The organism is Pseudooceanicola sp. NS-SX9 (genome assembly GCF_057380705.1).
Genome location: NZ_CM170818.1, coordinates 1,368,526 through 1,395,127, shown reverse-complemented (window position 1 = coordinate 1,395,127; position 26,602 = coordinate 1,368,526). Strand labels below are relative to the sequence as shown.

Below are 26,602 nucleotides of genomic sequence, written 5' to 3'. Positions count from 1 at the left end.
ATGCGCGCGCTTCGCCCCCTGTTGCTGGCCGCTCTGCTGCTGGCGCCCCTTCCGACCCTGGCGGATACCGCCTGGCAGAAGGCGATGGACAGCAACCCCTTCCTTTTCAACGAGGAACTGCGCGGCATCCTGCGCGATCAGCCCGACCTGATCCAGAACGCCCTGCAACGCGGCGAGGCCCGCCTGCGCGCCGCCGTCTGGTCCCCCCTGCAGGCCGAGATCGACACCGACCTGCAGCGCATCACCCTGCACGAGGCCGACCTGTTCGGCCCGACACCCCAGGGCTATGGCGCCAAGGGCGAGGCGAAGATCACCCTTTTCACTGCCGCCGACTGCCCCGCCTGCCCCCGCGCCGAGGCCGAGCTGGCGCAGATCGCCGCCGCCCATCCTGGCCTTCGGGTCGAGATCCGCAGCGCCCATGCCAGCCCCGACGACCGCCTGGCCATGGTGCTGGCGCAGGAGAAGGGTCCGCTGGCCGCCCGCCGCTTCCGCGCCGGGCTGCTGCAGGGCAAGACCCCGGATGCGCTGCTGGCGGCGGAAAAGGTCGATGCGGCCGCCCTGCGCCAGCGCGCCGAAAGCCAGCCCATCGTCGACACGGTGGGCCGTCAGGCCGACCTGTTCGGAGAGCTGGGCCTGGATACCGTGCCCTCCTACGTGATGAACGACCGGCTGATCCGTGGCGCCATGCCGACGGTGGTACTGCAACGCTACCTGAAATAGCCGGTCCGCCCGGCCTCATCGCACCGCCCCTGGCGACGATCCCGGCTGCAGCGAAGGCGGAGGGCCTGCCCAAGCCATGGCGGGGGGCGCCTCGGGCCCGTTTCGGCTGCTGCCCGATCCGGTGCCAGCCGTTCCCCCAAACCCGCCCCGTCGCAATCCGCTGAAGCAACCGCCCTGACCAGGGCCCGAAGGCAACGGCACCGCAGCCCCCGATAACGACCGTCACAGCATCGCAGGCGCAGAAGCCACCCGAAAGCATCGCTATCGCAAGCCCCAAAGCCGGGCGTCGCAACCGCGGCCCGAAAGCATCATTCCCGCAGGCCCCGATATCCACCGTCGCACCGAAAGCCGTGCGTCCGGCCAAAGCTGGAGGGCCATGCTGCGGCCGGCAGAATGCGCCCTGACCACAGATCCCGCGCCACCACTGCGCGGCCCGGATGATGCACAGGAACGCTCATGGCCTCTCTGCCCGCCCTCTCCGGGAGCGAAAAGGGGCGGGATTGCCCCCGCCCCGTCCCTTCCCAAAGATCGTGCCGCGCAGCCTATTCGGCCGGTTGCGGATCCACCTGCGCGTCCTCGATGGCGGCGGCGCGTTTCTCGACCTCTTCGACGATATGATCGATCATCTGGTCGTTCGACATCTTGTGGCTGGCTTTGCCCGCCAGATAGACCATGCCGCTGCCGGCCCCGCCGCCGGTAAAGCCCACATCGGTCATCAGCGCCTCGCCCGGGCCGTTGACCACGCAGCCGATGATCGACAGCGACATCGGCGTCTTGATGTGCTCCAGGCGCTTTTCCAGCGCCTCGACCGTCTTGATCACGTCGAACCCCTGACGCGCGCAGCTGGGGCACGAGATGATGTTGACGCCCCGGTGCCGCAGGCCCAGCGATTTCAGGATCTCATAGCCGACCTTGACCTCTTCCACCGGATCGGCCGACAGGGACACGCGGATCGTGTCGCCAATGCCCATCCACAGCAGGTTGCCCAGGCCGATGGCGCTCTTGATGGTGCCCGACATCAGCCCGCCGGCCTCGGTGATGCCAAGGTGAATGGGCGCATCGGTCTGCTCGGCCAGGATCTGGTAGGCGGTCGCAGCCATGAAGACATCGGAGGCCTTCACGCTGATCTTGAATTCGTGGAAATCGTGGTCCTGCAGGATCTTGATGTGATCCAGACCGGATTCCACCATCGCATCCGGGCAGGGTTCACCGTATTTTTCCAAAAGGTGCTTTTCCAGGCTGCCCGCGTTCACCCCGATCCGGATCGAGCAATTGTGGTCGCGCGCGGCGCGGATCACCTCGGCCACGCGCTTTTCATCGCCGATATTGCCGGGGTTGATGCGCAGACAGGCAGCGCCCGCCTCGGCGGCCTCGATGCCGCGCTTGTAGTGGAAATGGATGTCCGCCACGATCGGCACCGGGCTTTCCCGGACGATCTCTTTCAGGGCGCGGGCCGAGGCCTCGTCGGGGACGGACACGCGCACGATGTCGGCGCCCGCTTCGGCCGCCCGCTGCACCTGCGCGATGGTGCCCGCAATGTCGGTGGTGACGGTGTTGGTCATCGTCTGGACCGAAATCGGCGCATCACCCCCCACCGGCACATTGCCCACCATGATCTGGCGGCTTTTCCGGCGGTCGATGTTGCGCCAGGGGCGAACGGGATTATGCGACATGAGAGATCCTCTTCCGGCTCGGGGCAGAGATAAACCTTCCCCACCGCAGGTGCAATCGCATGGCGGGTTGCTTGGCAGGGTCCCGCAACGCAACGCGCCCGGAACCGCTGGGATCCCGGGCGCGTCAGACAGGTCGCTCACGCAGCGCTTAGTCCGGCTGCTTGTCCTGCGGCAGATCGGCCTCGGCCACGACCGAGATCACCTTCTTGGCGGTCGGATCGGCGGAAAGATCCGCGACCTTGTAGGATTTTTCCAGATCATCCGCGGAAAGCGCGACGTTCTTCACCACGCTGGAGCCCTTGCCCGCCGGACCGTAGTAGCTGCCGTTCACTGCGAAATAGATCGAACCGGCCATGCCGGCGCGCAGATGGGCGGGTTCCTCGGTTGTGGGCAGGGCGAAACTCTCGCCCGAGGCCATGGTCTTTTCCAGCAGCACGGTGCCGTTGGCGGCGGTCACGCGCACCCAGGCCGGGCGCACCGCGACCAGCGTCACGCCGGGCTTTGCGGCGGCCACGACCTGCGGCTGCGGCAGCGGCTTGCCATCGGCACCCTGCGCCGTCACGCCCAGGGCGGCGGCGGCGGCCAGATCCTCGGGGGACTGGGGGTTGGCGGCGGCATTGGCGGCCACGTCGGCCGTGGTCGAGGGATCGTTGATGAAGGTGCCGATCTGCGCCGGGTTCAGCGTGGCGATCGGCGCATCGCGCGAAGCCACGACCGGCAGGTCCAGCGCCTGCGGACGGTACAGCCGGTCGGTCGCGTCGCCCGGGGTGACGGTAACGCCGGCCGTGGCCTGACCATCGGCCACCGGATCTTCGGTCGGATGGGTGGCGGCCTGCAGCGGATCCAGATCGGCCAGCACGTCGGGCGTGTTTTCCACCGGGGCGAACTTGACCCGCTGGACCTCGTTCAGCACGGCATAGCCGCCGTAGCCCAGACCGCAGATCAGCGCGATCAGCACCAGCGCCGAGCCGATGGCCGCAGGTTCGATCCGGCTGAACCAGCTTTCGCCGGCGGGGATGAAAGGGGTCTCGGGGGCCAGGAAGGGATCGCGCGGGGTGGGCTTGCGCAGCGGCTCGACATTGCGCGGCCGCGAGGAGGCCTCGGCCGCCATGCCATGCGCCGGGGCAAAGCCGCTTTCCTTGCAGAACTGGCGGAAGGTCGCCTCGGGCTCCATGCCGAGGTAGCGCGCATAGGAGCGCACGTAGCCCGAGATGAACCCGGGCGTGTCGAAGGCCGTGGGATCGCAGTTCTCGATCGCCGAGATGTAGTTCGCCTTGATCCGCAGTTCGCGCTGCACATCCAGAAGCGACTTGCCCAGCGTGGCGCGTTCGCCACGCATCACGTCGCCCAGAGTGACCTCGAAATCATCATAGCCGAGTGGCTGCCGAACAGCCTGATCCCCGCCAGGCTTTGCCTTCCGCCGCATGGTTTCTGCCCCGTTGAATTCCCCATGACCCGTTGATCAGCCCCGATTCGAGTCACGCTCTTTGTTGACGCGAGACTAACATGATTCAAGGCAAATTGGGCGACTTGCCGGCCCCACACCAAGATTTCGGCGTGTGACCGCGCACGGGGACTAAGAGTTGGGTCCCTCCGGGAAATGCTCCGGAGGCATTGCGCCTTTACTGGGGAGTCGAACCCTTAAAACACGCTCAAGGTTCCACGGGAACGTACCCTTTCGCAACATTGCGTGAGGTGCCTGAATAAATCGTTAACGGGTCTGGGTCGGCGTCAGGACTTTTCGCGCGGCGCCCGGAACGGCAGACGCCCGACCCACACAGGGGCCAGGCGTCAAAATCTGCAGTGGCCGCGATGTCAGCCGGCCAGATCCTGGCGGTTCAGCGCGCAATGCGACCACAGCTGGTCCATGGCGCGGACCAGCTTGTCCAGCTCCTGCGGGCCATGCACCGGCGAGGGGGTAAAGCGCAGACGCTCGGTGCCGCGCTTGACCGTCGGATAGTTGATCGGCTGGACGTAGATGCCGTGATCTTCCAGCAGCATGTCCGACAGCATCTTGGTATGCACCGGATTGCCGACGATCACCGGAACGATATGGCTGCCATGGTCGATCAGCGGCAGACCCAGGCCCTTCAGCCGGGTCTTCATGACGCTGGCGCGTTCCTGGTGCAGGTCGCGCAGCGCCTGGTCGCCCTTCAGATGCCGGATCGAGGCCGCCGCCCCCGCCGCCACAACGGGCGGCAGCGAGGTGGTGAAAATAAAGCCCGGCGCATAGGAGCGGATGGCGTCGCACATCTTGGCCGAGGCCGCGACATAGCCGCCGAAGACGCCAAAGGCCTTGCCCAGCGTGCCGTTGATCATGTCGATGCGATGCGCCAGGTTGTCACGTTCGCTGACGCCGCCACCGCGGGGACCGTACATGCCGACCGCGTGGACCTCGTCCAGGTAGGTCAGGGCGTTGAATTCCTCGGCCAGGTCGCACAGCTGCTCCAGCGGGCCGAAATCGCCGTCCATGGAATAGACGGATTCGAATGCGATCAGCTTGGGCGCCTTGGGATCGTCGGCTTCCAGCAGCTGGCGCAGATGGGCCAGATCATTGTGACGGAAGATCCGCTTGGCACCACCGTTGCGGCGGATCCCCTCGATCATCGAGGCATGGTTCAGCTCGTCCGAATAGATGATCAGGCCGGGGAACAGTGTCGGCAGGGTCGAAAGCGTCGCGTCATTGGCAATATAGGCAGAAGAGAAGACCAGCGCTGCTTCCTTGCCGTGCAGGTCGGCCAGCTCGGCCTCCAGCGCCTTGTGATACAGCGTCGTCCCCGAGATGTTGCGCGTGCCGCCCGAACCCGCACCCACATCGTTCAGCGCCTGATGCATGGCCTCCAGCACCACCGGATGCTGCCCCATGCCCAGATAGTCGTTGCCGCACCATACGGTCACCGGCCGCTCGGTCCCGTCGGGACGGCGCCAGGTTGCATGGGGGAAGTTGCCCTTGTGGCGAACGATGTCGATGAAAGTCCGGTAACGACCTTCCTCGTGCAGTTTGCCGATGGCCAGGTCCAGTTGAGCTTCGTACGTCACGTGGCTACTCTCTTCTTCTCGTCGGGGCCGGCCCGGAGATTAGCGGAGGACCGGTCTTCTTCTGCTTGCGCAGGCGGGTCAGGTGTACCACCCCCCCTGTCTGTTTGGAATGGAAATAAATCCACATCCCCCTTTTGCCGCAGGCTACAGATCGCCGCGCCCGCCCACCTTGACCTGAGTCAAGCGCCGCACAAGAAAGTGACCGCTAACATGATTTTCCGCCCAATGCGCGATCACTTCAAAAAAAATGCAGCATTCCGGCTTATCATACCTTTACGTCCTACCCGATTCCGGGCCATAGGAGGGTTATTAGATTTCAAAACTTTTAATCGATCTTTCAGACACCTAGTCATTCATACCAGGCCCTGCCCCCCATCCGGGTGGCAGGGCCTTTTTTCATGCGCCACCCCGCAGCCCCCGCCCCCGTCATGGCCTGTCCAGACGGCACGGCTCTGCAGCCATGCAGGATGCTCAGGGCCGGTTTGCACATCAGGGCTGCGACGAGATGTCGTCACAATCCGGTGACGGCAGCCGCGGCGCCCCGTCTCTGGACAAGGCCTCTGCGGGTGGTACGGTCCCGCCCGACCCGTACGACAGGAGCACACATGTCTCTCGACCCCGTCCTCGCCCTCATCGACCAGGAGCTTCCCGCCGCCACCGACCGGCTGATGGAACTGCTGCGCATCCCCTCGATCTCGACCGATCCCGCCTACAAGGGCGATTGCGAGACGGCCGCGGACTGGCTGGTGGCGGACCTGACCTCGATCGGCATCAACGCCACCAAGCGCCCCACCCCGGGCCATCCGATGGTCGTCGGCCATGTCGAGGGCGAAGGCCCGCACCTGCTGTTTTACGGCCATTACGACGTCCAGCCGGTCGATCCGCTGAACCTGTGGGACCGCGATCCGTTCGATCCCGAAGTTCAGGACACGCCGAAGGGCAAGGTGATCCGCGGCCGCGGCACCGCCGATGACAAGGGCCAGCTGATGACCTTTGTCGAGGCCTGCCGCGCCTGGAAGAAGATCCACGGCACCCTGCCCTGCAAGATCACCTTCTTCTTCGAGGGCGAAGAGGAATCGGGTTCCCCCTCTCTCGTGCCCTTCATGAAGGACAATGCGGACGAGCTGAAATCCGACATCGCGCTGATCTGCGACACCGGCCTTTTCGGCGAGGAAACCCCCGCCATCGTCACCATGCTGCGCGGCATGATGAGCGACGAGATCACCATCACCGGCCCCGACCGCGACCTGCATTCGGGCATGTACGGCGGCATCGCGATGAACCCGATCCGGGTGCTGTCCAAGGTGCTGGCGGCGCTGCATGACGACGAAGGCCGCATCACCATCCCCGACTTCTACGAGGGCGTCCCCGAGATCGACCCCGAGATCATGGCGCAATGGACCGCCCTCGGCTTCGACGAGGCCGCCTTCCTGGGCGAGGTCGGCCTTTCGGTGCCCGCGGGCGAACAGGACCGCACCGGGCTGGAGATGATCTGGTCGCGCCCCACCTGCGAGGTGAACGGCATCTGGGGCGGCTACACCGGTGCGGGCTTCAAGACCGTGCTGCCCGCCGAAGCCCATGCCAAGATCTCGTTCCGGCTGGTCGGCCAGCAGGATCCCCACAAGATCCGCGAAAACTTCCGCAAGATGGTGACGGATCTGCTGCCCGCCGACGTCAAGGTCACCTTCAAGACCCACGGCGCCTCCTTCGCCTCGCAGATGGAAACCGCCGATCCCGCCTTCGAGAAGGCCCGCCAGGCGCTCTCGGATGAATGGCCGCGCGCGGCCGCCTATGTGGGCTGCGGCGGCTCGATCCCGATCTCGGGGCATTTCAAGAAGATCCTGGGCATGGATTCGATGCTGATCGGCTTCGGCAAGGATGACGACGGGCTGCATTCTCCGAACGAGAAATACGATCTTAATTCCTTCCATAGAGGAATCAGAAGCTGGGCCCGCGTCCTGGATGCCCTGACCCGCTGAGGCCAGGCTGATACCGATCATGGCGGGCCCCCGGGAAGGAGGAGCCCGCCATGGTCCTGAACATCGAGGAAGAGATCGACGCCCGCATCGCCGCCATGGAGGCCGAACCGCAGGCTTCCTCCGGCAGCCATGCCGTGCGCCGCGAGATCCTCTTCATCACCGAAGCCGTCCACACCACCGGGGCCGAGGCCCTCTCGCCCGTCCGCGGCCTCGCCCAGATCGAGGTCTATGGCATGGCAACCCCCTCCTCTCAGGTGTCTCGCGGCATCATCCGCTTTCGCCCCGCCTCGGAACTGCGCGCGCCCTATTACAAGGAAGCCGACCGGACGATCCGGCTCTGGCTCGACATCGCGCATCTCGATCACCTGGCGATGCAGCTGAGCCACCGCAAGCGCTGGCTCTGGATCGGCATCTGGCCCGACGGCTATACCTACGCGGATGTCCACTCGCGCCCCTGACAGGGCGTGCTCGCAGACGCATTTCCGCCTCCGGCGGGAGTATTTATGGTCAGATGAAAGAACCGGTTCTTCATCATCTGACCGAAAATACTCCGGGGGAGTCGCGCAGCGACGGGGGCAGCGCCCCCTGCCCGGCCGCCAAACGAAAAAGCCCTCCACAAGGGAGGGCTTTTCGAAGAAGTGGCGCGGTTGACGGGGCTCGAACCCGCGACCCCCGGCGTGACAGGCCGGTACTCTAACCAACTGAGCTACAACCGCGCTATGAAGGGTGATCTAAGGGACTGCGCCGGGGCCGTCAACGGCAAAAATCACCCGGTCTGTGAATTTCGCACCCGTCCCGACGTCACCCAGAAACGACCTTCAAGCCATTGCCGGAAAACGAAAAAGCGCCCCGCAAAGGGGCGCTTTTCATGAACGGCAGTGGCGCGGTTGACGGGGCTCGAACCCGCGACCCCCGGCGTGACAGGCCGGTACTCTAACCAACTGAGCTACAACCGCGCAGCTGCCGTGAAATGGCTTCTATGGGCAGGCGCCGGGGCGGTCAAGAGGGATCAAAGCGCGTTTCGACGCCAATGATCGTTTTTTCCGATTGCCGTTACAACCCCCGCCACAGCCCCCAAGCCGATGGCGCAAAACGAAAAAGCGCCCCACAAGGGGGCGCTTTTCATAAACGGCAGTGGCGCGGTTGACGGGGCTCGAACCCGCGACCCCCGGCGTGACAGGCCGGTACTCTAACCAACTGAGCTACAACCGCGCAGCTGCCGTGGAGGGCGTTCTATTGGCAGCGACCGAAGCCGTCAAGCGGGATTTTCGCTTTTCCCGAAGAATTTTCAAATCCCCTGCAACCCCCTGTCGCGGAACCCTTTTCAGGCCTCGCTCAGATGCGGCGCCGGGGCACTTTCCGCGCCGCTGCGGGCGTCGGCGCGGCGACAGACCGGCAGACGCAGGGCCGACAGCGCCAGGGCCACCAGGAAGATCCCCAGCACCGGCAGCCGCCCCGGCGCCGAAATCGCGCTGAGGTAACTAGGCGAGCCCAGCAGGACGCCCACAAGCGTCAACTGGGTCACCAGGCCACTGGTTGCGCCCGCGCTTTCCAGGCTGGGCGCCGCCACCGGCACCAGGGTCCACATCCCCGACAGCAGACCACTGCCGAACAGCAGCAGCCAGGAGGCCCCCAGAGACACGGTGAATCCCGGCGCCAGGAAGAACAGCACCACGCCGCCCGCCAGCGCCAGCGCCAGCCCCGCGAACGCCAGCCGGGCCGAGCGCACGCCCCGCCCCATCAGCACCCCCACCAGCAGGCAGCCGCAGGCATTGCACAGCGTCCCGAAGGCGTTCCAGTGCTCGGTCTCGACCTCGGCCACGCCGAAGCGCTGGTGCAGCATCGGCGCCAGCGTCGAGACCATGCCGCTGGTCTGGAAGGCATCCGCCGCGAAGGCCAGCCCCAGCAGGTAGGGCAGCGGCGAGCGCAGCACCGCCCCCAGCCCCCGCGCCCGGCTGGGCCCCGACAGCACCGAGACCCGCGGCGGAATCAGCGGCCAGGCCAGCAGCGCCAGCGCCACCGTCAGCGCGCCATGCAGCCAGAAGGCCGCCCGCCAGGTGCCCGCCTCGGCGATCAGCCCCGAGAAGACGAAGGGCAGCAGGAAGCTGACCGGCACGAAGGTCGACCACAGCGCCAGCGCCAGGCTGCGCCGGCGCCCATCGGTGGTGCGGATCAGCGCGGTGATCGCCGCGACCGAGACCATCACATAGCCCACCCCGGTCAGCCCCCGCGCCGCCAGCAGCCAGCTCAGGGTTGGGGCAGCGGTCACGCCCAGGTCGCCCAGCGTCATGACCAGCACGCCCAGGAACAGGATCGGGCGGTCTCCGCGGCGATCGACCACGATCCCCGCCAGCAGCGCACCAAGCGCCACCACCAGCGCCGGCAGCGTCATGATCAGGCCGATCTGGGCCGGGCTGCGGGGGTGGAATTCGCCCGCGATGGCCCCCAGCTGGGTCACCGGCGTGCTGACCGCCATCGCCCCCATGACCCCAAGGGCATAGATGACCAGAATGCGCGGCCAGGCCGCGTGGAATAAGTGTGGCATTTTCGTTCCTCCCCGGACGGACGGCGCCAAAGCCCCCGGCCCGCGCAAAGGCGCGGGTCTGGCCCCGAGGCGCGGTCGCTGTGGCTTTCCTCCGGACGCCCTGCTCTCTCCTCGGGGCGTCTGTACCGGCAGCGTCGCGCTTTGGCGGCGCGCCCGCAATGTCCCAGTTCGTGGATTCAAGGGTGCAGACGGCGCACGTTGCGTCACATCGTGGCGCAAACCGTCGTTTCAGCGGAAAAAGAACGGCCCCGCAGCCTGGCTGCAGGGCCCGTTCAGGCGGCATCACGAAAAGGTGCAGGGCTAGTCGGCCAGGAACGGCACCGGCAGACCAAAGGCCTGGGCCAGCAGCACCATGTTCAGGCCAAGGACCACCGCCGCCCCGAGCCAGGCCAGGACCCGCCAGCCCAGCCCCAGCCGGAAGGCGCCCATGATGTCGCGGCGGCTGACGAAGACGATCAGCGCCACCATCGGCACCGGCAGCGCGATCGACAGCACCACCTGGCTGAGCACCAGCGCCCGCGTCGCATCGACCCCCATGGCCACCACCACGAAGGCGGGTGCCATCGTCACCAGCCGGCGCAGCCAGACCGGCACCCGGCGGCGCAGGAAGCCCTGCATGATCATCTGCCCCGCCATCGTCCCCACCACCGAGGACGACACACCCGACGCGATCAGCGAGGTCAGGAAGAACGCCGCCGCGGCGCCCCCCAGCAACGGTGTCAGGGTGTGATAGGCGGTTTCGATCTCGGCCACGTCGGAATGGCCGGTGTGGAAGGCCGAGGCCGCCATCATCACCATCGCCATGTTGACCAGCCCGGCGCCGGCCAGTGCAATGACGACCTCGCGGTTCGAGAAGGTCAGCAGCTTGCGCCGGTCGGCATCGTTACGCACCTGGGCGCGGTTCTGCGACAGGCCGGAATGCAGATAGATCGCATGGGGCATGACGGTGGCGCCGATGATCCCCACGGCGATGGTCAGCGCCATGGCATCGGGCAGTTGCGGCGTGACCAGCCCGGTCGCGGTCTGCCCCCAGTCGATCGGCGCGATAAAGACCTCGGCCAGGTAGGACAGGCCAATGATGCCGACGAAGGCGCCAATGATCTTCTCCATCGGGCGGAAACCGCCGTGGTCGAACATCAGGATCGCGTAGGTGACGATGGCCGTGACCACCATGCCCGCCATCAGCGGCATGTTGAACAGCAGCGCCAGGCCGATGGCGCCGCCCAGGAATTCGGCAAGGTCGGTGGCCATGGCCGCGACCTCGGACACCGCCCACATCAGCCAGACGACGGGCCGCGGGAAGTGATCTCGGCACAGCTCCGCCAGGTTGCGCCCCGTCACGATGCCCAGCCGCGCCGACAGCGCCTGAAACAGCATGGCGATCAGGTTCGCCCCCAGCACCACCCACAGCAGCGTATAGCCATAGCCCGCCCCCGCCTGGATGTTGGTCGCGTAATTGCCCGGATCCATATAGGCCACCGAGGCCACGATGGCCGGGCCCGCGAACAGCAGCGCCGTCTTCGGCCCGTGCAGCTTGCCATCCAGCACATCCGCGATCGCCTGGCGCGTGCGCCCGGTGGAATTGCCGGAGGAGTTGTCTGTCATCGTCATGCCTTGTCGTCCGCAAAGGGGAGGGATCGGAACATCGGGAAAATAAAGCCTAGGCTACAAATAGGTCAATAGGGTACAAACAGAAGACGCGCCTTGATGTGATCACAGCTGCGGTCCGGCCCAGGTTTGCCCGGCAACACATCCAGGCTGCGCTCCAGAATGAAACCCGGCTTGCAGACAGGTCGTTCCCTGCGTATCCCGGGCGCCCAGTGCAAAGGCAGGAATGATGTCCGAGACAGAAGACACGCCCCCCATCGACGACCCCTGCGGCCTGCCCGTGGAACGCTTTACCCAGGCCCGCGCGGCGCAGGCCAATGCCGTCCTGGAAGACTATGCCGAGATGATCGGCGACCTGATCGAGGACCTGGGCGAGGCCCGCATCACCGATATCGCCGCCCGCATGGGGGTCACCCACCCCACCGCGACCAAGGCCGTGGCGCGGCTGAAACGCGAGGGGCTGGCGGTCTCGCGCCCCTATCGCGGCGTCTTCCTGACCGAGGCCGGCGCGGCGCTGGCGGAACGGGTGCGGGCGCGGCACCGCACGGTGGTGGATTTCCTGGTGGCCGTCGGCGTCCCCGAAGAAAACGCCGAACTTGATGCCGAGGGGATGGAACATCACGTCTCGGACATCACCCTTGCCGCCTTCGAGGCCTTCCTGAAGGCCGCCCCCCGCCGCAGGGACTGACCCCGGCGACGGCGCCGCCTGCCCTGAATGTGGTGCGGCGGGCCCCCGGGATGTTACTTGACCACCGTCAGCTTGACCTTCGGCCCCTGACGGGCAGCCACCCCGGCGGCGCGGGCAAAGCTGCCGTGCACGCGATCCTCAAGACCGCCCTCGGGCGTGCCGATCACCAGGCGCAGCGCATGGCCCTCTCGGGCCCGGCCGACGACGCTCTGGGCGGCCTGACCGGCGGGCACCTCGATGATTTCCTCGCGGGCAGACAGGCCGTCGGCCTCGATGCGGGCATGGGCCTGGGCGGCGATCTCTTCGGCTTTCTCGCGGGTTTCCAGGGCGATATCCTGGCCATCGAGCGCCTCTCTCATGCGGACATGCAGGGCAACGACGGGGGCATCGCCGGCCGCATGGGCCAGGGCGATGGCACGGTCCAGAAGATCCGCGTCGCGCCCCGATCCGTCCAGCGCCACATAGACCGGCTGGGGCCCGGGCGCGGGCACATAGACATTGCGCGCAATGGACCGCCGCCGGGCGATCAGGATCGCGGGCGCCAGCAGGGCCGCGATGCAGGCCACGGCAAAGGCGGTCATCACGCTGGTATGTTCGGCAATGGTGGGCACGGCAAAGGGCGCGATGACACCCGCGAACCAGCGCAGAAAATTATAGCCCGCCGAGGCGACGGGGCGCGGCACGTCCGACACTTCCAGCGCCAGCTCGGTGAAGAGGGTGTTGCAGACGCCCATGACGGCGCCGCTGGCGATGATGCACAGGGCGATGGCGGTCTTGCTGCCCGCCCCCATCACCAAAAGCAGCACTGCAAGCGTCACCAGGCACAGCGTCGTCACCGGCAGCAGGCCCAGCCGGGCCTCGGCGCGCGGTGCCACGAAGACCGAGAACACCGCCAGCATCACGCCCCAGCCAAAGAAGATCCCGCCCACCGCATAGGCCGGCAGGTCCAGCACGAAGGGGGCAAAGGCCAGCACGGTGAAGAAGGCGAAGTAGTAGAAGAAGGCCGCCAGCGACACGGTGAACAGGCCCGGATGGCCAAGCGCCCGCACCGGCGCGCTCAGCGATATCTTCTGCGCGGGCTTCGGCAGCGACGGCAGGAAGATCGCGATGGCAACAAAGCCCACCGCCATCAGCGTCGCGGTGCCGAAGAACGGATAGCGCCAGCTGAAGGATCCCAGGATCGCCCCGATCAGCGGCCCGGCCGACAGGCCAAGGCCCATCGCCGCCTCGTAGATCAGCACCGCGCGGCCCGTGCCGCCCCGTGCCACCGCCACCAGCACCGACAGCGCGGTCACCACGAAGAAGGCATTGCCCAGGCCCCATCCGGCGCGAAAGCCCACCAGCTCGGCCACCGAATGCGACGTGCCCGCCAGCGCTGAAAACGCCACGATCAGCACCGCCCCCAGCAGCAGCGTCAGCCGCGCCCCGAGGCGAGAGCTGACGAAGCCGGTGATCAGCATCATCACCGAGGTGACGAAGAAATACGAGGTGAACAGCAGCGACACCTGCGCGGCGCTGGCGTGCAGCCCTGCCGCGATCGAGGTCAGGATCGGGTCCACCAGACCGATCGACATGAAGCCCACCACGCAGGCGAAGGCCGTGGCCCAGACCGCCCGTGGCTGATCGAGGAAACCGGAAGATGTCTGGGACGCTCCGGTCGCGCCCCCGGAATTGGTCGACATGGAAAGCCTTCGGATGCTGTGGACTCCGGCGGACCCGGCGCCCCGTTGACCTTAGGGATAGTCCTGGCCCTTGGGTGAATCAAGTTGTACGATACAATAAAACAACCGGAGCCGGCGATGAGCGACCCGTTCTCCCGCATACCCGCCTCTGTCGCACGGATGGAACCCGCGATCGCCTTCATGATCCGTGGGCTGGAAGGCATTCACCGGCGGCGCGGCTACCCGATGGAGCGGGCGCATTATTTGGTGATGATGCAGCTGCGCGACGGCCCTGTGACCAGCGGCGCCCTGGCCAGCGCGCTGTCGCTCGATCAATCGACGATCACCCGGCAGATCGCCGCCATGGCCCGCCAGGGCCTGATCGAACGCCGCCGCAATCCCCGTGACGGCCGCGGCGTGGTCATCGCGGCAACCGCCTCTGGCCTGCGCCGCCAGGACGAGATGCAGGCCCTGCGCCAGCAACGCCTGGCCGAGATGCTGGCGGACTGGCCCGAGGCCGAGCGCGCCGAATTCGCCCGGCTGGTGGACTGCTTCAACGCGGCGATGCTGGCCTCGGAGGGGGCGCAGGTGCTGAAGGGCGGCTGATCGCAACGGCCCGCCCGGCCACCGTTGCCCCGGGGTCCGCCCCCTCGCCAAAGCATCCGCACCGGCATCCGCCCGCAGCCACCCCTGTCATTCAACCGGCGGAACCGCAGCCCCGTTCGGCGGGATCTGCCACAACCCGTCCATCGCTGGCCCCTTGGTGTCTGCATCTGCCCGCAGCCGCCCCCTGGAATCCGCCCGGCGGAACCACAGCACAGCCCGGCCATCGCCAGCCACCTTGCACCGGCATCTGCCCGAACGACAGGCGACCGACATTGACGTGCCCACCCAGGCCAACGGGGCCCAGGCGCGCGGCGCATCCTTCGTCCAGCCCCTGCCGGGACCCGGGACCTGCGCCCACCTGCCCTGCTCTGGCGGCTCCGTTGGCCTGCAGCGGCAGCCCCGCTGCGCTTGGCGGCCCTCTGCGCGCGGGGCCCAGGCCCCGCCTGCCCTTGCCGTTCCCGCCCGCGCCGCTACCTTCGGTCGATCCTGCGGGAGAACGCCCATGCCCACGTCCCTCTGGCCGGCCATCGCGCCGGTGCTGCTACTGTGCGGTTCCAACATCTTCATGACCATCGCCTGGTACTGGCACCTCAAGTATCACCAGCTGGCCCTGTGGAAGGTCATCCTGATCAGCTGGGGCTTTGCGCTGCTGGAATACTGCCTGGCGGTCCCGGCGAACCGGATCGGTTCGACCGTATGGTCGGCGGCCCAGCTGAAAACCATGCAGGAAGTCATCACCCTGATCGTCTTCACCCTGTTCGCCGCGATCTACCTGGGCGAAAGCGTGACCTGGAGCCATGTCGCGGGCTTTGCCCTGATCGCCTGCGGCGCCTGGGTGCTGTTCGCCAAGCCCTTCTGACCCCTCGCCAGGCCGACAAGGCGCGCCCCCCGGAGGCAAGCTCCGGGGGGCGCGCGGGGGCTCAGTGCCCGAAGACGTCCGAATCCGCCATGTCCGGGTCAGGCCGGTCCATGCCGTTCAGCGCCGTCATCTCGGCCTCGGTCAGGCTGAAGCCGAAAACGTCGAGGTTCTGCGCCAGGCGCTCGGGGTTGGCGGATTTCGGCACCGGCAGATAGCCCTGCTGGACGTGCCAGCGCAGCACCACCTGGCCCGGCGTGACCCCCAGACGCTCGGCCGGGGCAGTGACGCGCGGATCCGACAGCAGCGCACCGCCGCGGCCCAGCGGGCTCCAGCTTTCGGTGATGATGCCGTGGCTCTCGTGCAGCGCCACGATGTCGTCGCGGCGGTGGAACGGATCCAGCTGGATCTGGTTGACATGCGGCACCAGGCCCCGCCCCAGCAGATCCTGCAGGTGGCTGACCTTGAAGTTCGATACGCCTACCGCGCGCACCAGGCCTGCCTCCATCACCGCCATCAGCCCTTCGAAGGCCTCGACATAGCGGCCCTGGCCGGGGTTCGGCCAATGGATCAGCAGCAGGTCGACATAATCCAGCCCCAGACGGTCCAGGCTGGCCTCGCAGGCCTGGCGGGGGCCTTCCGCGGAATGCCATTTCTTGTTGAACTTGGTGGTCACGAAGATCTCGTCCCGGGCCACGCCCGAGGCACGGATGCCCTGACCCACCCCCGCTTCGTTGCCATAATTCTCGGCCGTATCGACCAGCCGGTACCCCAGCCCGATGGCCGCCTCCACGGCGCGGGCGGCTTCGGCATCATCCATTGGCCAGGTGCCCAGGCCCAGCTTCGGCATCTCGACGCCGTTCGACAGCAGCGTCACCGGCGCTTTCTCGAGTGTCGTGGTCATGAAAATATCCTTCTGTCCGAAAGGGGGCGGCGCCGCTTCCTCCCGAAGGGGCACCGCAGCAATCTCAATTGCGAAGACTTCGCCCCCCATAGCTAATCGCGCCATCCCCGCTTCGCCAGACCCGGACCGCGAAAGCGTGACCGCGATGTCATCACGCCCGGACCTGCAAGAGGCAGCGGCAATGGCCGCTTTGCGCCACCCCACCCGCGTGCCCCCTTGCCAGCATCGCGCCGACGCGACACATTCCAAAGACAGTGATGATACGAACCCGAACCTCTTTCTTCGCCCGTTCCGACGCCCCCCGCCCCGGGGACGCCGCATGAACACGCCTGCGCCCCGCCGCGGCCGCCCCCCCCTGATGACCCCCGAAGACCGCGTCGACAGCCTTCTGGCCACCGCCCGCGAGATCTTTCTGGAAATGGGGTATGCTGCCGCCAGCACGACACTGATCGCCAAGCGGGCCCGGGTGTCCAAGCGCACGATCTATGATCACTTCGACAGCAAGCAGGACATCTTCGCCGCCGTCATCGCGCGCTCGCGGCCGATGTTCCTGGCCCTGCCCCGCCCCGAGGGCGAGGACCTGCCGATCGAGGAAGGCCTGGCGCAGGTCTTCCTGCTGGACCTGCCCGAGGCCGAGCAGATCGACCGCATCCGCATGATGGACCTGGTGCTGCGCGAGGGGCTGGTCTTCCCCGAGCTGAACACCTTCCTTTACGACAGCGGCGTGCTGCAGATGCGCGAACCGCTGGAAACCTGGCTGCTGGAACAGCGCGCCCTGGGCAAGATCGACTTCGACCCTGCGGTCGCGGGCTCCTGTGCGGGGATGCTGCTGGATCTGGTGTTCGGGGCCCTGCAACCGCGCCGCCGCAAGGCCGGCCCCCCCGACATCAACCGCCACAGGACCGAGATCGCCATGCGGCTGAAGGTCTTCCTGGCGGGCTGCGGCGTGACCTGCGGCCGCTGACGCCGCCCCTTAACGCCAAGGCCGCACCCGGCGCCATACCCCAAACGGTGCATACCCCTGCCGCGCCGCTCCTGACACCCTGATGACCAGACGCCCCACCGGGCGCCGCTCAACAGGGATGAGAAAAGGACGGACCGGATGAACACTTCCTCCATCAGCGCCATCGCACTGGCCGTGGCCTTCGGCTTCGGCACCGCCGCCCACGCCGAAGACAGCGTGACCGTCGGCGTGCTGCAGTCGCTTTCGGGCACCATGGCGATTTCCGAAGTCACCGTGAAAAACGCCGAGATGATGGCCATCGACGAGATCAACGCCGAGGGCGGCGTGATGGGCCACCAGATCAAGGCCGTGGTCGAGGACGGTGCCTCCGACCCTGCGATCTTCGCCCAGAAGGCCACCAAGCTGATCCAGAGCGACAAGGCCGTCACCGTCTTCGGCGGCTGGACCTCGGCGTCGCGCAAGGCGATGCTGCCGGTCTTCGAACGCGAGCATTCGCTGCTGTGGTACCCGGTCCAGTTCGAGGGCAACGAATGCTCGGCCGACATCATGTATTCCGGCGCCCAGCCCAACCAGCAGCTGCTGCCCGCCTATGACTGGGCCAAGGCGCAGGGCTACAAGAGCATCTTCCTGCTGGGCTCGGACTATGTCTTCCCGCGCACCGCGAACCTGATCGCCAAGAAGCACATCGAGAAGGACGGCCTGAAGCTGGCGGGCGAGGAATACGTGCCCCTGGGCGGCACCGATTTCTCGGCCGTGATCTCGAAGATCCGCGCGGCGAAGCCTGATGTCATCTTCAACACGCTGAACGGCGACAGCAACGTGTCGTTCTTCAAGCAGATGGCCGCCGCCGGCATGACCCCGGAAAAACTGCCGGTGATGAGCTTCTCGATTGCCGAACAGGAAGCCAAGGCCATGGGCCCGTCGCTGGTGGAAGGCTCCTACGCGGCCTGGAACTACTTCCAGTCGCTCGACACCCCGGCGAACCAGAAGTTCGTCGCCGACTACCAGTCGAAATTCGGCGCCGATGCCGCGATCACCGACCCGATGGTGCACGGCTATCTGGATGTCTACGCCTGGAAGGCCGCCGTCGAGAAGGCCGGTTCCTTCGACACCGATGCCGTGCGCAAGGCAGCCGTCGGCCTGACCTTCGACACGCCCCTGGGCGAGACCTCGTTCGCCGCGAACCAGAGCCTGGTGCAGACCGCCTATGTCGGCCAGCTGGACGACAAGGGCCAGTTCAAGATCATCTGGAAATCCGACGCGCCGATCCAGCCCGATCCCTATGATCCCGTCGCCTTCCCCGGCAAGACCTGCAACCCGGTCACCAACTGATCTGCCCTTCGGCCGCCCCCTGCGCTCCCCCGGGGGCGGCCTTTTTGCTGACACACAACAAGAAGAAGGACAGTCCCATGCTCGACGCAGCCCTCCTTGGGGGTCAGGTCTTTAACGGGTTCAGCGTCGCCTCGCTGTTCGTGCTGGCCGCGCTTGGCCTTGCCCTCAGCTTCGGGCTGATGCGGGTCATCAACATGGCCCATGGCGAGATGCTGATGCTGGGCGGTTACCTGGCCTACCTGACCTACATGATCGTCCCCGGCCCCATCGCCATCCTGGTCGCCATGCCCGTGGCCTTTCTGGGTGCGGCGCTGCTGGGCGCGGTGCTGGAAATCACCGTCATCCGCAAGCTGTCGGCGCGTCCGCTGGACACGCTGCTGGCCACCTGGGGCGTCAGCCTGATCCTGCAGCAGGGCGCGCGGTCGATCTTTGGCGCCATCGGCGTGGGCGTCACGGCGCCCGACTGGCTGAACACCGGCTTTACCCTCGCGGGCATCTATTTCCCCTCGACCCGGATCTTCATCCTGGGCGTCGCGGTCGTCGTGCTGGTGGCGCTTGGCCTGCTGATCGCCCGCACCCGCCTTGGCCTGCTGGTGCGCGCCGTCAACCAGGACCGGATGATGGCCGCGGCCTCGGGCATCAACGTGCGCCGGGTCGATCTGGCGGTCTTCTGCCTGGGCACCGGGATCGCCGGGCTGGCGGGCGTCGTGCTGTCGCTGCTGGGTCCCGTCACCCCCTCGGTCGGGCAAAGCTACATCATCCCCGCCTTCCTGGTGGTCGTGATGGGGGGGCTGGGATCGCTGGTGGGCACCACCATCGCGGCGATCATCCTCGGGCTTGTCTCGGCGCTCAGCCAGATCTTCGTCGATGTCTCGATGAGCCAGGTGCTGATGCTGCTTGCCGTCATCCTCTTCCTGCAGTTCCGCCCGCAGGGCGTGATCGCCACCCGTTCCCGCGCGCTGGAGGACTGAACCGATGAGCCAAACCTCCCCCCTCCGCCACGCTTGGATCGTCGTGCTGGCGATTGCCGTGCTGGCGCCGATGTTCGTCTCGTCCTACAACCTGAACCTGCTGGGCCGCTTCCTGTCGATGGCCATCCTTGCGGTGGGCATCGTGGTGATCTGGGGCGAAGCGGGCATCCTGACCCTGGGCCAGGGCGTGTTCTTTGGCCTGGGCGGCTATTCCATCGCCATGTACATGAAACTGGCCAGCCTGCCCGCGGGATCGCTGCCCGATTTCATGGAATGGTCGGGCGTCTCGGCGCTGCCGTGGTTCTGGCTGCCGTTCCGCTCGGGCCTGCTGTCGCTGCTGGCGATCATCGTGGTGCCCGCGGTCTTTGCCGGGATCTTTGCCTGGGCGATGTTCCGGCGCCGCATCGCGGGGGTCTACTTTGCCCTGATCACCCAGGCCGTCGCGCTGACCTTCGCCACCCTGCTGACCAGCCAGCAAAGCACCACCGGCGGCTACAACGGCCTGACCGGGTTCACCGAAATCTTCGGCCTGCAACTGGGCACGGATCACGCCAACAAGGTCCTCTACTGGATCACCCTGGCGCTGCTGGCCGTCGTCTTCGCGGGCTCGAAATGGATGATGTCGACCCGCTACGGCACCCTGCTGCGCGCCACCCGCGACGGCGAGAACCGCGTGCGCTTCCTGGGCTACAACACCACCCCCTACAAGGTCGTGGCCTTCACCCTGGCGGCCGTCTTCGCCAGCATCGGCGGCGCGCTCTTCACCCTGCACGCCGGCGTGGTCTCGCCCGCCTTCGTGGGCGTCGTCCCCTCGATCGAGATGATCGTCTGGGTCGCCGTCGGCGGGCGCAAATCCCTGTGGGGCGCCGTTGCAGGCGCGCTGATCGTCAACTTTGCCAAGGATATCATCAGCTCGGCCCTGCCCGAGGCCTGGCTTTACATCCTGGGCCTGATCTTCATCCTGGTCGTCACCTACCTGCCCAACGGCCTGGCCGGTCTGGTCGAGGACATCCTGGCGCGCTCGCGCCGCCCCGGCGCCCCCAAGGGCACCCTCGTGGAGGAAGGCAAATGAACACAGCCGCCGTCCCTGCCGATCCGATCCTCAAGGTCGATGGCATCACCGTGGATTTCGACGGCTTCAAGGCCATCGACAACTTCTCGATGACGCTGGAACGTGGCCAGCTGCGGGTGCTGATCGGGCCCAACGGCGCCGGGAAATCGACGCTCTGCGACACGATCATCGGGCGGGTCCATTCCGCCTCGGGAACCGTCACCTTCAACGGCGAGAACATCACCAACCGCCCCGAGTTCGAGATCGTCCGCCGCGGCATCTGCCGCAAGTTCCAGACGCCGGGGGTTCTGCCCTCGCTGACGGTGCGCGACAATCTGGCGGTGGCCGCGCAGCGTGACCGCCGCTGGTGGACCGCCTTCCGGGTGGGCGCCAAGGCCGCCGAGGCCCGCAAGGTCGACGACATCCTTGAGCAGATCGGCCTGACGGACCGTGCCGATACGCTGGCCGCGGATCTGGCCCATGGCGAAAAGCAGTGGCTGGAAATCGGCATGGTCGTCGCCACCGAGGCCGACCTGCTGCTGCTGGATGAACCGACCGCCGGGATGGGCCCGAACGAGACCTCGAAGACCGCGAAACTGATCCATTCGCTTTTGGGCAAGCACGCGGTGCTGGTGATCGACCACGACATGACCTTCGTCGAGGAGCTGGGCGGCAAGGTCACGGTCATGCACCAGGGCAAGTTCCTGAAACAGGGCAGCGTCGCCGAGGTGCGCGCCGATCCCGAAGTGGCCGCCGTCTATCTGGGCCGGGCAAAGGAGTAAGCTGATGGAAACGCTTCTGAAGATGGACAAGGTCTGCGCCGCCTACGGGCAAAGCCAGGTGCTGTGGGACATCGACCTGGACGTGGAACGCGGCGGGGCGCTGGCGCTGATCGGGCGCAATGGCGTCGGCAAGACCACGCTGCTGCGCACCATCATGGGCGTGCAGAAGACCACGAAGGGCCGGGTGCAGTTCGACGGCGCCGACGTGACCGAAGCCAAGCCCCACGAACGCTCTCGCGCGGGCATCGGTTTCGTGCCGCAGGGGCGCCATGTCTTTCCCCACCTGACGGTGGAGGAGAACCTGCAATCGGGTCTGTCGGCGCTGACCGGGCGCGGCAAGGGTCTGATTGGCAAGGGCATTCCCGATCACATCTACGACCTTTTCCCGAAGCTGCTGCAGATCAAACACCGCAAGGCCGGTGTGCTGTCGGGCGGCGAACAGCAGCAGCTGGCCATCGGGCGGGCGCTGGCGGGGCAGCCCAAGCTGCTGCTGCTTGATGAGCCGACCGAGGGCATCCAGCCCAACGTCGTCCAGCAGATCGAGGACGCCCTGCGCCGCGTGCGCAGCGAACTGGGCGTGACCATCGTGATCGTGGAACAATACCTCGATTTCGCCTGGTCCTTTGCGGATGACTATTGCGTGCTGATGCGCGGGCGCACCGTCCGCCAGGGCCGCACCGCGCAGGAAAGCGCCGCCGACGTGGCGCATCTGGTGAACGTCTGATCCGGGAGGCCCGCGCCCCGGGGCGCTCAGGTCCCAAAGGCAGGCCCCGAAGGCAGAGCCCCGGAGGCAGGGCGCCAAGCCGCCGGAGCGGCGGATGCGGGCAAAGGGCGGTCGGATGACCTGCCCCCGCCGGGCAGCCGCGGATGCTAGCCGCGCTCGGCCAGCACCTGCACCGCCATGGCGGCGGCGGTGGCGCGGTTCTCGGCGCCCAGTTTCGCATAGATCTGCAACAGGTGCTTTTTCACCGTGGCGGCGGAATTGCCGAGGATCTCGGCGATATCCAGGTTCGATTTCCCCGCCGCCAGCCAGACCAGTACCTCGGCCTCGCGCTGCGTCAGGGCAAAGCGGTCGCGCAGCAGCGCCTCGCGCAGGCCCGGCAGGTCCTCGGTCACGCGGTAAAGGTATTCGCCCGGCCGCACCGGGTTGAGGTAGGTGAAATCCACCGCCCCCTGCCCCAGCGACAGCCGCACCGCCCCCCCGGCCGATCCGCGCGCCGCCAGCAATTGCGCGCTCAGCGTGTCGCCAAGGCTCAGCCGGCCGGCACTGATCAGCGGCGACAGCATCTCTTCGGCGCGCGGCGTGCACCACAAGAGCGCGCCATCCTCGGACAGCGACAGAAGGCTGCGCCCGGTGGCATCCAGCGCCGCCCGCGCGCCCTCGGCCAGACGGGCGTTGGCCATGTGGACGCGGATGCGGGCGATCATCTCTTCCAGCTTGATGGGCTTGGTGACGTAATCGACACCGCCCGCCGCCAGCCCCGCGACGACATGGTGGGTTTCGGTCAGGCCGGTCATGAAGATCACCGGGATATGGTCGCGCCCCGGCATCGCCTTGATGGCGCGGGTGGTCTGGAACCCATCGAGGCCGGGCATCACCCCATCCATCAGGATCACGTCGGGGGCGACCTTTTCCAGCAGCGCCAGCGCCCGGGGGCCCGAAGTCGCCACCAGCACCGTCAGCCCCTCGGCCTCCAGCGTGTCGGTCAGCAGGCCGAGCGCCTCGGGGCTGTCATCGACGATCAGGACGGTATCACCAAGATCAGGCATCGGGGGTGTCCTCGTTCAGGCTGGCCAGGATCGCGGGCAGGTCAAAGCGCTGCGCCATGGCGCGCCAGCGGGCGATCAGATCGGGATCGGCGGTGCCTTCCAGCGCGTCAAGCGCCGTCAGCACGCCGCGGCGGTGGCCGATTTCGGCGGCGGCGCGCAGAGCTGCGGTGTCCGGACCCGCAGGCGCGGCAGGTGGGGCGGTTTCCGGCGCGGGGCGGGCCTTCGGGGCGGCACCGTCCTGCCCGCCGGATCCGGTGACGGCAGGCGCAGAGGCGCCGGGCGGCGGGACAACCGGCGCGGGCGTGCCCCGGATCCAGTCGAGGCGCAGCAGCTCGCCCACCCGTTCCTCCAGCACCCGCACATCATAGGGTTTCGCCAGGAAGGCATCGTGATCGGCGCCCCCGTCGCGGGCGGCCAGCGCCCGGCCGTCCTGCGCATTGCCCGAGACCATCATGATCGCCAGATCCGGCAGGCGCGCGCGCAGCTTGGCCGCCAGCGTCCAGCCGTCCATCCCGGGCATGGCAATGTCCAAAAGCGCGATGTCGGGCGCCGGGTCCAGCCGTTGCAGCGCCTCGGCCCCGCTGGTCGCGGTGGTCACCAGGAACCCCAGAGGCGCCAGCACCTGCCGCCCCAGATCCAGATGCAGCGGATCGTTGTCGACCAGCAGCACCCGGCGGCGCGGACCAAGGTAGCCGGTGACGGGCAGGTCCTCGGGCTGGCGCGGCACCGGGGCCTCGGCCTCGAACATCAGCATCTCGACCGTCATGCGGGTGCCCTGGCCGGGGGCGCTGTCGACGCGGATGCGGCCGCCCATGATCTCGACCAGCAGCTTGGTGATGGTCAGCCCCAGCCCCGAGCCCGGGATCGCCTGCGCCTTGGCGCCGGTGCCGCGGTCGAAGGGCTGAAAGATCCGCTCCTGATCCTGCGGGGCGATGCCGATGCCGGTGTCGTGGACCTCGACCAGCAGCATCGGATCGCGGTATTGCACGCGCATCCCCACCCGGCCCGCTTCGGTGAACTTGACGGCGTTGGTCAGCAGGTTGATCAGCACCTGCCGAAAGCGCTTGCGGTCGGCCAGCACCTGACGCGGCAGGCGGCCGGTGCGCTCATAGGTGAATTCGATCCCCTTCTGCCCGGCCTGCAGGCGGAACATGTCGGCCAGCTGCTCCAGCAGTTCCGGCAGCGCGATGCGGTCGCGCGACAGCACCATGGTGCCGCTCTCGATCCGCGAGATGTCCTGCAGCGCATCGACCAGATCGGTCAGATGCTCGGCCGAGCGGCGGATGACGTTGACGGCATTGGCGGGGCCCGTGCCGTCGCGCTCCATCAGCTGGGCATAGCCGTAGATGGAATTGAGCGGCGTGCGGACCTCGTGGCTGAGGCCGGTCAGAAAGCGCGACTTGGCGACATTGGCGGATTCGGCGCTGGCCCGGGCCTTCTGGGCGGCGGCCTCGGCCTTTTCGCGGGCGGCGGCCTCTTCCATCAGCTGCTCGGCCTGGCGCTGGAATTCATCCTCGATCTTGCGGCGGTTTTCATGCGCCAGCACCAGGAACCAGGCGGTCAGGCCCGACAGGATCAGAAGCGCCAGATAACTGACCCAGAGCGCACCGGTGACCGCCTGTTCCTGCGCGGGCGTGTAATCGGGGGCCATCTGGTGCAGCACCGCGCCGTAAAGCCCCGCGATGATCAGCCCGAACAGCAGCGTCAGCCCCGCCACCTGCCCGATCCGCGACCGGGTGCGCGCCGCGATCCGGGGCGTCAGCAGCCGGTCCGCCAGCCGCGCCGCCTGCTGCGAGGCCCGCGCATTGGTCTTGCACAGGTCCCGGCAGCGCCCCTCTAACGAGCAGCACAGCGAACAGATCGGCACGCCATAGGCCGGGCATTGCGCCATGTCGACGGGATCGAAGCGGTTCTCGCAGATGCCGCATTGGCAGAGGCCATCCGCCCCCGGCGCGACATGGCTTTCGCGCGCCAGATAGAACCTGCCCCCCGTGGCCCAGGCGATGGCGGGCGCGGACAGGAAGGCGATGACCAGCCCCACGACCACGCAATAGGCCTGCGCCAGCGCCCCGAAGGCCCCCAGGAAACACAGCATCGCCACGCTGACCGACAGCGCCATGGCGCCGCAGCCCACGGGGTTGATATCGTAAAGATGCGCGCGCTTGAATTCCAGCACCGGCGGCGACAGCTTCAGCGGCTTGGCGATCACCAGATCCCCGGCGATGGCGCCCAGCCAGCCGACCGCCAGCATGGAATACAGGTCCAGGATGCTCTCGATCGCGCGGAAGACGCCGAATTCCATCAGCATCAGCGCCAGCAGGCAGTTGAAGACCAGCCAGACCACCCGGCCGGGGTGGTTGTGGGTCAGCCGCGAAAAGAAGTTCGACCACGCGATCGAGCCCGAATAGGCATTGGTGACGTTGATCTTGACCTGGCAGATGCAGACGAAGACCCCCGTCAGCACCAGCGCCGCCGTCGGGTTGCCCAGGATCTGGGCGAAGGCCATGTTGTAGATCTCGGCCGGCTGGGCGGCGCGCTCGGGCGCCAGCCCGTGGCTGAGCGCCATGTAGGCCAGGAAGGAGCCCAGCACCAGCTTGCCCCCGGCGATGAACACCCAGCCCGGCCCCGCCAGCAGCAGCGCCGCCCACCAGCCGCGGCCGCGCTCGACCGACATGAAGCGCAGATAGTCGACCTGTTCGCCGATCTGCGGCAGCAGCGACATCAACAGCGACAGCCCCGCCCCCACCAGCAACGGGTCGATCCGCCCCGTGCCCCCGGTGCCCGGATGCCCCAGCCAGCCCGGCAGCTGGTCGGTGCCCATCAGCGCCACGATCAGCAGCGGCGCCACCTGCAGCACGATCCACACCGGCTGCGTCGCCAGTTGCAACGAGGAAATCCGCTTGATCCCGAAGGCCGCCACCGGGATCACCACCAGCGCCGAGACCATATGCGCCAGCCACAGCGGCAACCCCAGCACCATCGCCAGCGCCACCGACATGATGCTGGCCTCGATCGAGAAAAGGACGAAGGTGAAGCTGGCATAGACCAGCGATGTCACGGTCGAGCCGATATAGCCGAACCCCGCCGCCCGCGTCAGCAGGTCGATATCCAGGCCCGATTTCGCTGCCTGGATGGCAATGGGCAAGCCGATGGCAAAGGCCAGCACCATCAGCGCGGCAATCGCCACCAGCGCGTTGGCCGTCCCGTAGCCCAGCGTCAGCGATCCCCCGATCGCCTCGCAGGCCAGGAAGGCCAGCGCGCCTAGCGCCGTCTGCGCCACCCGCGCAGGCCGCAGCCGCACCCGGCTGGCGGTGAAGCGCAGGGCGAAATCCTCCAGCGTCTCGTTCGCCGCCCATTGGTTGTAGCTGCGCCGCTCGACCGCGATGCGCTGGATATGGCTCATGTAAATCCTGTCCCCTGCGGCGCCTGGCGCCGGGGCCCATTGTGGCACTG

The 26,602-nt window shown here is 67.2% G+C and carries 21 protein-coding genes and 3 tRNA genes; 12 read left to right on the top strand and 12 right to left on the bottom strand.

The features are described 5' to 3' along the window. Positions 1-720: a thioredoxin domain-containing protein gene (locus tag AC2ITM_RS06595; RefSeq protein WP_486469027.1), complete on the top strand. Its 720-nt coding sequence runs from the start codon at positions 1-3 to the stop codon at positions 718-720. A 542-nt stretch (positions 721-1,262) separates the two neighbouring features. Here the strand turns inward: AC2ITM_RS06595 and ispG are convergent. The 3 genes from ispG to hemA form a co-directional block, all read right to left on the bottom strand. Then, positions 1,263-2,393, bottom strand: coding sequence for a flavodoxin-dependent (E)-4-hydroxy-3-methylbut-2-enyl-diphosphate synthase (gene ispG, locus AC2ITM_RS06590; protein WP_486469026.1), 1,131 nt, complete (start codon positions 2,391-2,393; stop codon positions 1,263-1,265). A 148-nt stretch (positions 2,394-2,541) separates the two neighbouring features. Next, positions 2,542-3,819, bottom strand: coding sequence for a helix-turn-helix domain-containing protein (locus AC2ITM_RS06585; protein ID WP_486469025.1), 1,278 nt, complete (start codon positions 3,817-3,819; stop codon positions 2,542-2,544). A gap of 389 nt (positions 3,820-4,208) precedes the next feature. Next, a complete protein-coding gene (gene hemA / locus AC2ITM_RS06580; RefSeq protein WP_486469024.1) occupies positions 4,209-5,432 on the bottom strand; it encodes a 5-aminolevulinate synthase in 1,224 nt (407 codons plus the stop codon). Positions 5,433-6,037: 605 nt separating this feature from the next. Between hemA and AC2ITM_RS06575 the strand changes: the two genes are divergently transcribed. Next, positions 6,038-7,411 carry a M20/M25/M40 family metallo-hydrolase gene (locus AC2ITM_RS06575; RefSeq protein WP_486469023.1) on the top strand — a complete coding sequence of 458 codons (1,374 nt, stop codon included), beginning with the start codon at positions 6,038-6,040 and terminating at the stop codon, positions 7,409-7,411. Positions 7,412-7,461: 50 nt separating this feature from the next. Beyond that, on the top strand, positions 7,462-7,869 hold the full coding sequence (locus AC2ITM_RS06570; RefSeq protein ID WP_486469022.1) for a hypothetical protein: 408 nt from the start codon (positions 7,462-7,464) through the stop codon (positions 7,867-7,869). Positions 7,870-8,050: 181 nt separating this feature from the next. Here AC2ITM_RS06570 and AC2ITM_RS06565 read toward each other — a convergent pair. The 5 genes from AC2ITM_RS06565 to AC2ITM_RS06545 all read right to left on the bottom strand — a co-directional run bounded on the left by AC2ITM_RS06565 (position 8,051) and on the right by AC2ITM_RS06545 (position 11,567). Next, positions 8,051-8,127, bottom strand: a tRNA-Asp gene (locus AC2ITM_RS06565). A 163-nt stretch (positions 8,128-8,290) separates the two neighbouring features. Beyond that, a tRNA-Asp gene (locus tag AC2ITM_RS06560) sits at positions 8,291-8,367 on the bottom strand. 179 nt (positions 8,368-8,546) lie between these two features. Further along, positions 8,547-8,623: transfer RNA gene (locus tag AC2ITM_RS06555), tRNA-Asp, on the bottom strand. Between the two features lie 112 nt (positions 8,624-8,735). Beyond that, positions 8,736-9,956, bottom strand: a complete 1,221-nt coding sequence (locus AC2ITM_RS06550) for an MFS transporter (RefSeq protein WP_486469021.1) — start codon at positions 9,954-9,956, stop codon at positions 8,736-8,738. A gap of 300 nt (positions 9,957-10,256) precedes the next feature. Beyond that, positions 10,257-11,567, bottom strand: a complete 1,311-nt coding sequence (locus tag AC2ITM_RS06545) for an Nramp family divalent metal transporter (RefSeq protein WP_486469020.1) — start codon at positions 11,565-11,567, stop codon at positions 10,257-10,259. A 226-nt stretch (positions 11,568-11,793) separates the two neighbouring features. Here AC2ITM_RS06545 and mntR point away from each other — a divergent pair, with 226 nt between their 5' ends. Further along, entirely contained in the window at positions 11,794-12,252 is a 459-nt protein-coding gene (mntR, locus tag AC2ITM_RS06540) for a manganese-binding transcriptional regulator MntR (protein WP_486469019.1), read from the top strand. A 53-nt stretch (positions 12,253-12,305) separates the two neighbouring features. Here the strand turns inward: mntR and AC2ITM_RS06535 are convergent, their stop codons facing one another. Next, positions 12,306-13,934 carry an MFS transporter gene (locus AC2ITM_RS06535; RefSeq protein ID WP_486469018.1) on the bottom strand — a complete coding sequence of 543 codons (1,629 nt, stop codon included), beginning with the start codon at positions 13,932-13,934 and terminating at the stop codon, positions 12,306-12,308. A gap of 117 nt (positions 13,935-14,051) precedes the next feature. Between AC2ITM_RS06535 and AC2ITM_RS06530 the strand changes: the two genes are divergently transcribed. Further along, positions 14,052-14,519 (top strand): MarR family winged helix-turn-helix transcriptional regulator, encoded by a 468-nt coding sequence (locus AC2ITM_RS06530; RefSeq protein WP_486469017.1) that lies wholly within the window; start codon positions 14,052-14,054, stop codon positions 14,517-14,519. Between the two features lie 502 nt (positions 14,520-15,021). Then, positions 15,022-15,378, top strand: a complete 357-nt coding sequence (locus AC2ITM_RS06525; RefSeq protein WP_486469016.1) for a DMT family protein — start codon at positions 15,022-15,024, stop codon at positions 15,376-15,378. A 61-nt stretch (positions 15,379-15,439) separates the two neighbouring features. Here AC2ITM_RS06525 and AC2ITM_RS06520 read toward each other — a convergent pair whose 3' ends face one another. Then, positions 15,440-16,279 carry an aldo/keto reductase gene (locus AC2ITM_RS06520; RefSeq protein ID WP_486469015.1) on the bottom strand — a complete coding sequence of 280 codons (840 nt, stop codon included), beginning with the start codon at positions 16,277-16,279 and terminating at the stop codon, positions 15,440-15,442. A 319-nt stretch (positions 16,280-16,598) separates the two neighbouring features. Here AC2ITM_RS06520 and AC2ITM_RS06515 point away from each other — a divergent pair, with 319 nt between their 5' ends. The 6 genes from AC2ITM_RS06515 (at position 16,599) to urtE (ending at position 22,103) form a co-directional block, all read left to right on the top strand. Next, a complete protein-coding gene (locus AC2ITM_RS06515; RefSeq protein WP_486469014.1) occupies positions 16,599-17,243 on the top strand; it encodes a TetR/AcrR family transcriptional regulator in 645 nt (214 codons plus the stop codon). Positions 17,244-17,381: 138 nt separating this feature from the next. Then, positions 17,382-18,575 carry an urea ABC transporter substrate-binding protein gene (gene urtA / locus AC2ITM_RS06510; protein WP_486469013.1) on the top strand — a complete coding sequence of 398 codons (1,194 nt, stop codon included), beginning with the start codon at positions 17,382-17,384 and terminating at the stop codon, positions 18,573-18,575. A gap of 77 nt (positions 18,576-18,652) precedes the next feature. Next, the gene (gene urtB, locus AC2ITM_RS06505; protein ID WP_486469012.1) at positions 18,653-19,546 is read left to right on the top strand and encodes an urea ABC transporter permease subunit UrtB; all 894 of its coding nucleotides are present in this window, start codon (positions 18,653-18,655) and stop codon (positions 19,544-19,546) included. Positions 19,547-19,550: 4 nt separating this feature from the next. Next, entirely contained in the window at positions 19,551-20,618 is a 1,068-nt protein-coding gene (gene urtC / locus AC2ITM_RS06500; protein ID WP_486469011.1) for an urea ABC transporter permease subunit UrtC, read from the top strand. Then, entirely contained in the window at positions 20,615-21,379 is a 765-nt protein-coding gene (gene urtD / locus AC2ITM_RS06495; RefSeq protein ID WP_486469010.1) for an urea ABC transporter ATP-binding protein UrtD, read from the top strand. The genes urtC and urtD overlap by 4 nt, the downstream gene beginning before the upstream one ends. Before the next feature lie 4 nt (positions 21,380-21,383). After that, positions 21,384-22,103, top strand: coding sequence for an urea ABC transporter ATP-binding subunit UrtE (urtE, locus tag AC2ITM_RS06490; protein WP_486469009.1), 720 nt, complete (start codon positions 21,384-21,386; stop codon positions 22,101-22,103). 146 nt (positions 22,104-22,249) lie between these two features. Here urtE and AC2ITM_RS06485 read toward each other — a convergent pair whose 3' ends face one another. Continuing rightward, on the bottom strand, positions 22,250-23,149 hold the full coding sequence (locus AC2ITM_RS06485) for a response regulator (protein WP_486469008.1): 900 nt from the start codon (positions 23,147-23,149) through the stop codon (positions 22,250-22,252). Continuing rightward, a complete protein-coding gene (locus AC2ITM_RS06480; protein ID WP_486469007.1) occupies positions 23,142-26,552 on the bottom strand; it encodes a hybrid sensor histidine kinase/response regulator in 3,411 nt (1,136 codons plus the stop codon). Before AC2ITM_RS06480 ends, AC2ITM_RS06485 begins: the two co-directional genes overlap by 8 nt. Between the last annotated feature and the right edge of the window lie 50 nt (positions 26,553-26,602).

Bases quoted from the DNA above. Each gene is read 5' to 3' on its own strand.
- AC2ITM_RS06595 (WP_486469027.1), top strand. From the start codon at position 1: ATGCGCGCGCTTCGCCCCCTGTTGCTGGCCGCTCTGCTGCTGGCGCCC.
- ispG (WP_486469026.1), bottom strand. From the start codon at position 2,393: ATGTCGCATAATCCCGTTCGCCCCTGGCGCAACATCGACCGCCGGAAA.
- AC2ITM_RS06585 (WP_486469025.1), bottom strand. From the start codon at position 3,819: ATGCGGCGGAAGGCAAAGCCTGGCGGGGATCAGGCTGTTCGGCAGCCA.
- AC2ITM_RS06575 (WP_486469023.1), top strand. From the start codon at position 6,038: ATGTCTCTCGACCCCGTCCTCGCCCTCATCGACCAGGAGCTTCCCGCC.
- AC2ITM_RS06570 (WP_486469022.1), top strand. From the start codon at position 7,462: ATGGTCCTGAACATCGAGGAAGAGATCGACGCCCGCATCGCCGCCATG.
- AC2ITM_RS06550 (WP_486469021.1), bottom strand. From the start codon at position 9,956: ATGCCACACTTATTCCACGCGGCCTGGCCGCGCATTCTGGTCATCTAT.
- AC2ITM_RS06545 (WP_486469020.1), bottom strand. From the start codon at position 11,567: ATGACGATGACAGACAACTCCTCCGGCAATTCCACCGGGCGCACGCGC.
- mntR (WP_486469019.1), top strand. From the start codon at position 11,794: ATGTCCGAGACAGAAGACACGCCCCCCATCGACGACCCCTGCGGCCTG.
- AC2ITM_RS06535 (WP_486469018.1), bottom strand. From the start codon at position 13,934: ATGTCGACCAATTCCGGGGGCGCGACCGGAGCGTCCCAGACATCTTCC.
- AC2ITM_RS06530 (WP_486469017.1), top strand. From the start codon at position 14,052: ATGAGCGACCCGTTCTCCCGCATACCCGCCTCTGTCGCACGGATGGAA.
- AC2ITM_RS06525 (WP_486469016.1), top strand. From the start codon at position 15,022: ATGCCCACGTCCCTCTGGCCGGCCATCGCGCCGGTGCTGCTACTGTGC.
- AC2ITM_RS06520 (WP_486469015.1), bottom strand. From the start codon at position 16,279: ATGACCACGACACTCGAGAAAGCGCCGGTGACGCTGCTGTCGAACGGC.
- AC2ITM_RS06515 (WP_486469014.1), top strand. From the start codon at position 16,599: ATGAACACGCCTGCGCCCCGCCGCGGCCGCCCCCCCCTGATGACCCCC.
- urtA (WP_486469013.1), top strand. From the start codon at position 17,382: ATGAACACTTCCTCCATCAGCGCCATCGCACTGGCCGTGGCCTTCGGC.
- urtB (WP_486469012.1), top strand. From the start codon at position 18,653: ATGCTCGACGCAGCCCTCCTTGGGGGTCAGGTCTTTAACGGGTTCAGC.
- urtC (WP_486469011.1), top strand. From the start codon at position 19,551: ATGAGCCAAACCTCCCCCCTCCGCCACGCTTGGATCGTCGTGCTGGCG.
- urtD (WP_486469010.1), top strand. From the start codon at position 20,615: ATGAACACAGCCGCCGTCCCTGCCGATCCGATCCTCAAGGTCGATGGC.
- urtE (WP_486469009.1), top strand. From the start codon at position 21,384: ATGGAAACGCTTCTGAAGATGGACAAGGTCTGCGCCGCCTACGGGCAA.
- AC2ITM_RS06485 (WP_486469008.1), bottom strand. From the start codon at position 23,149: ATGCCTGATCTTGGTGATACCGTCCTGATCGTCGATGACAGCCCCGAG.
- AC2ITM_RS06480 (WP_486469007.1), bottom strand. From the start codon at position 26,552: ATGAGCCATATCCAGCGCATCGCGGTCGAGCGGCGCAGCTACAACCAA.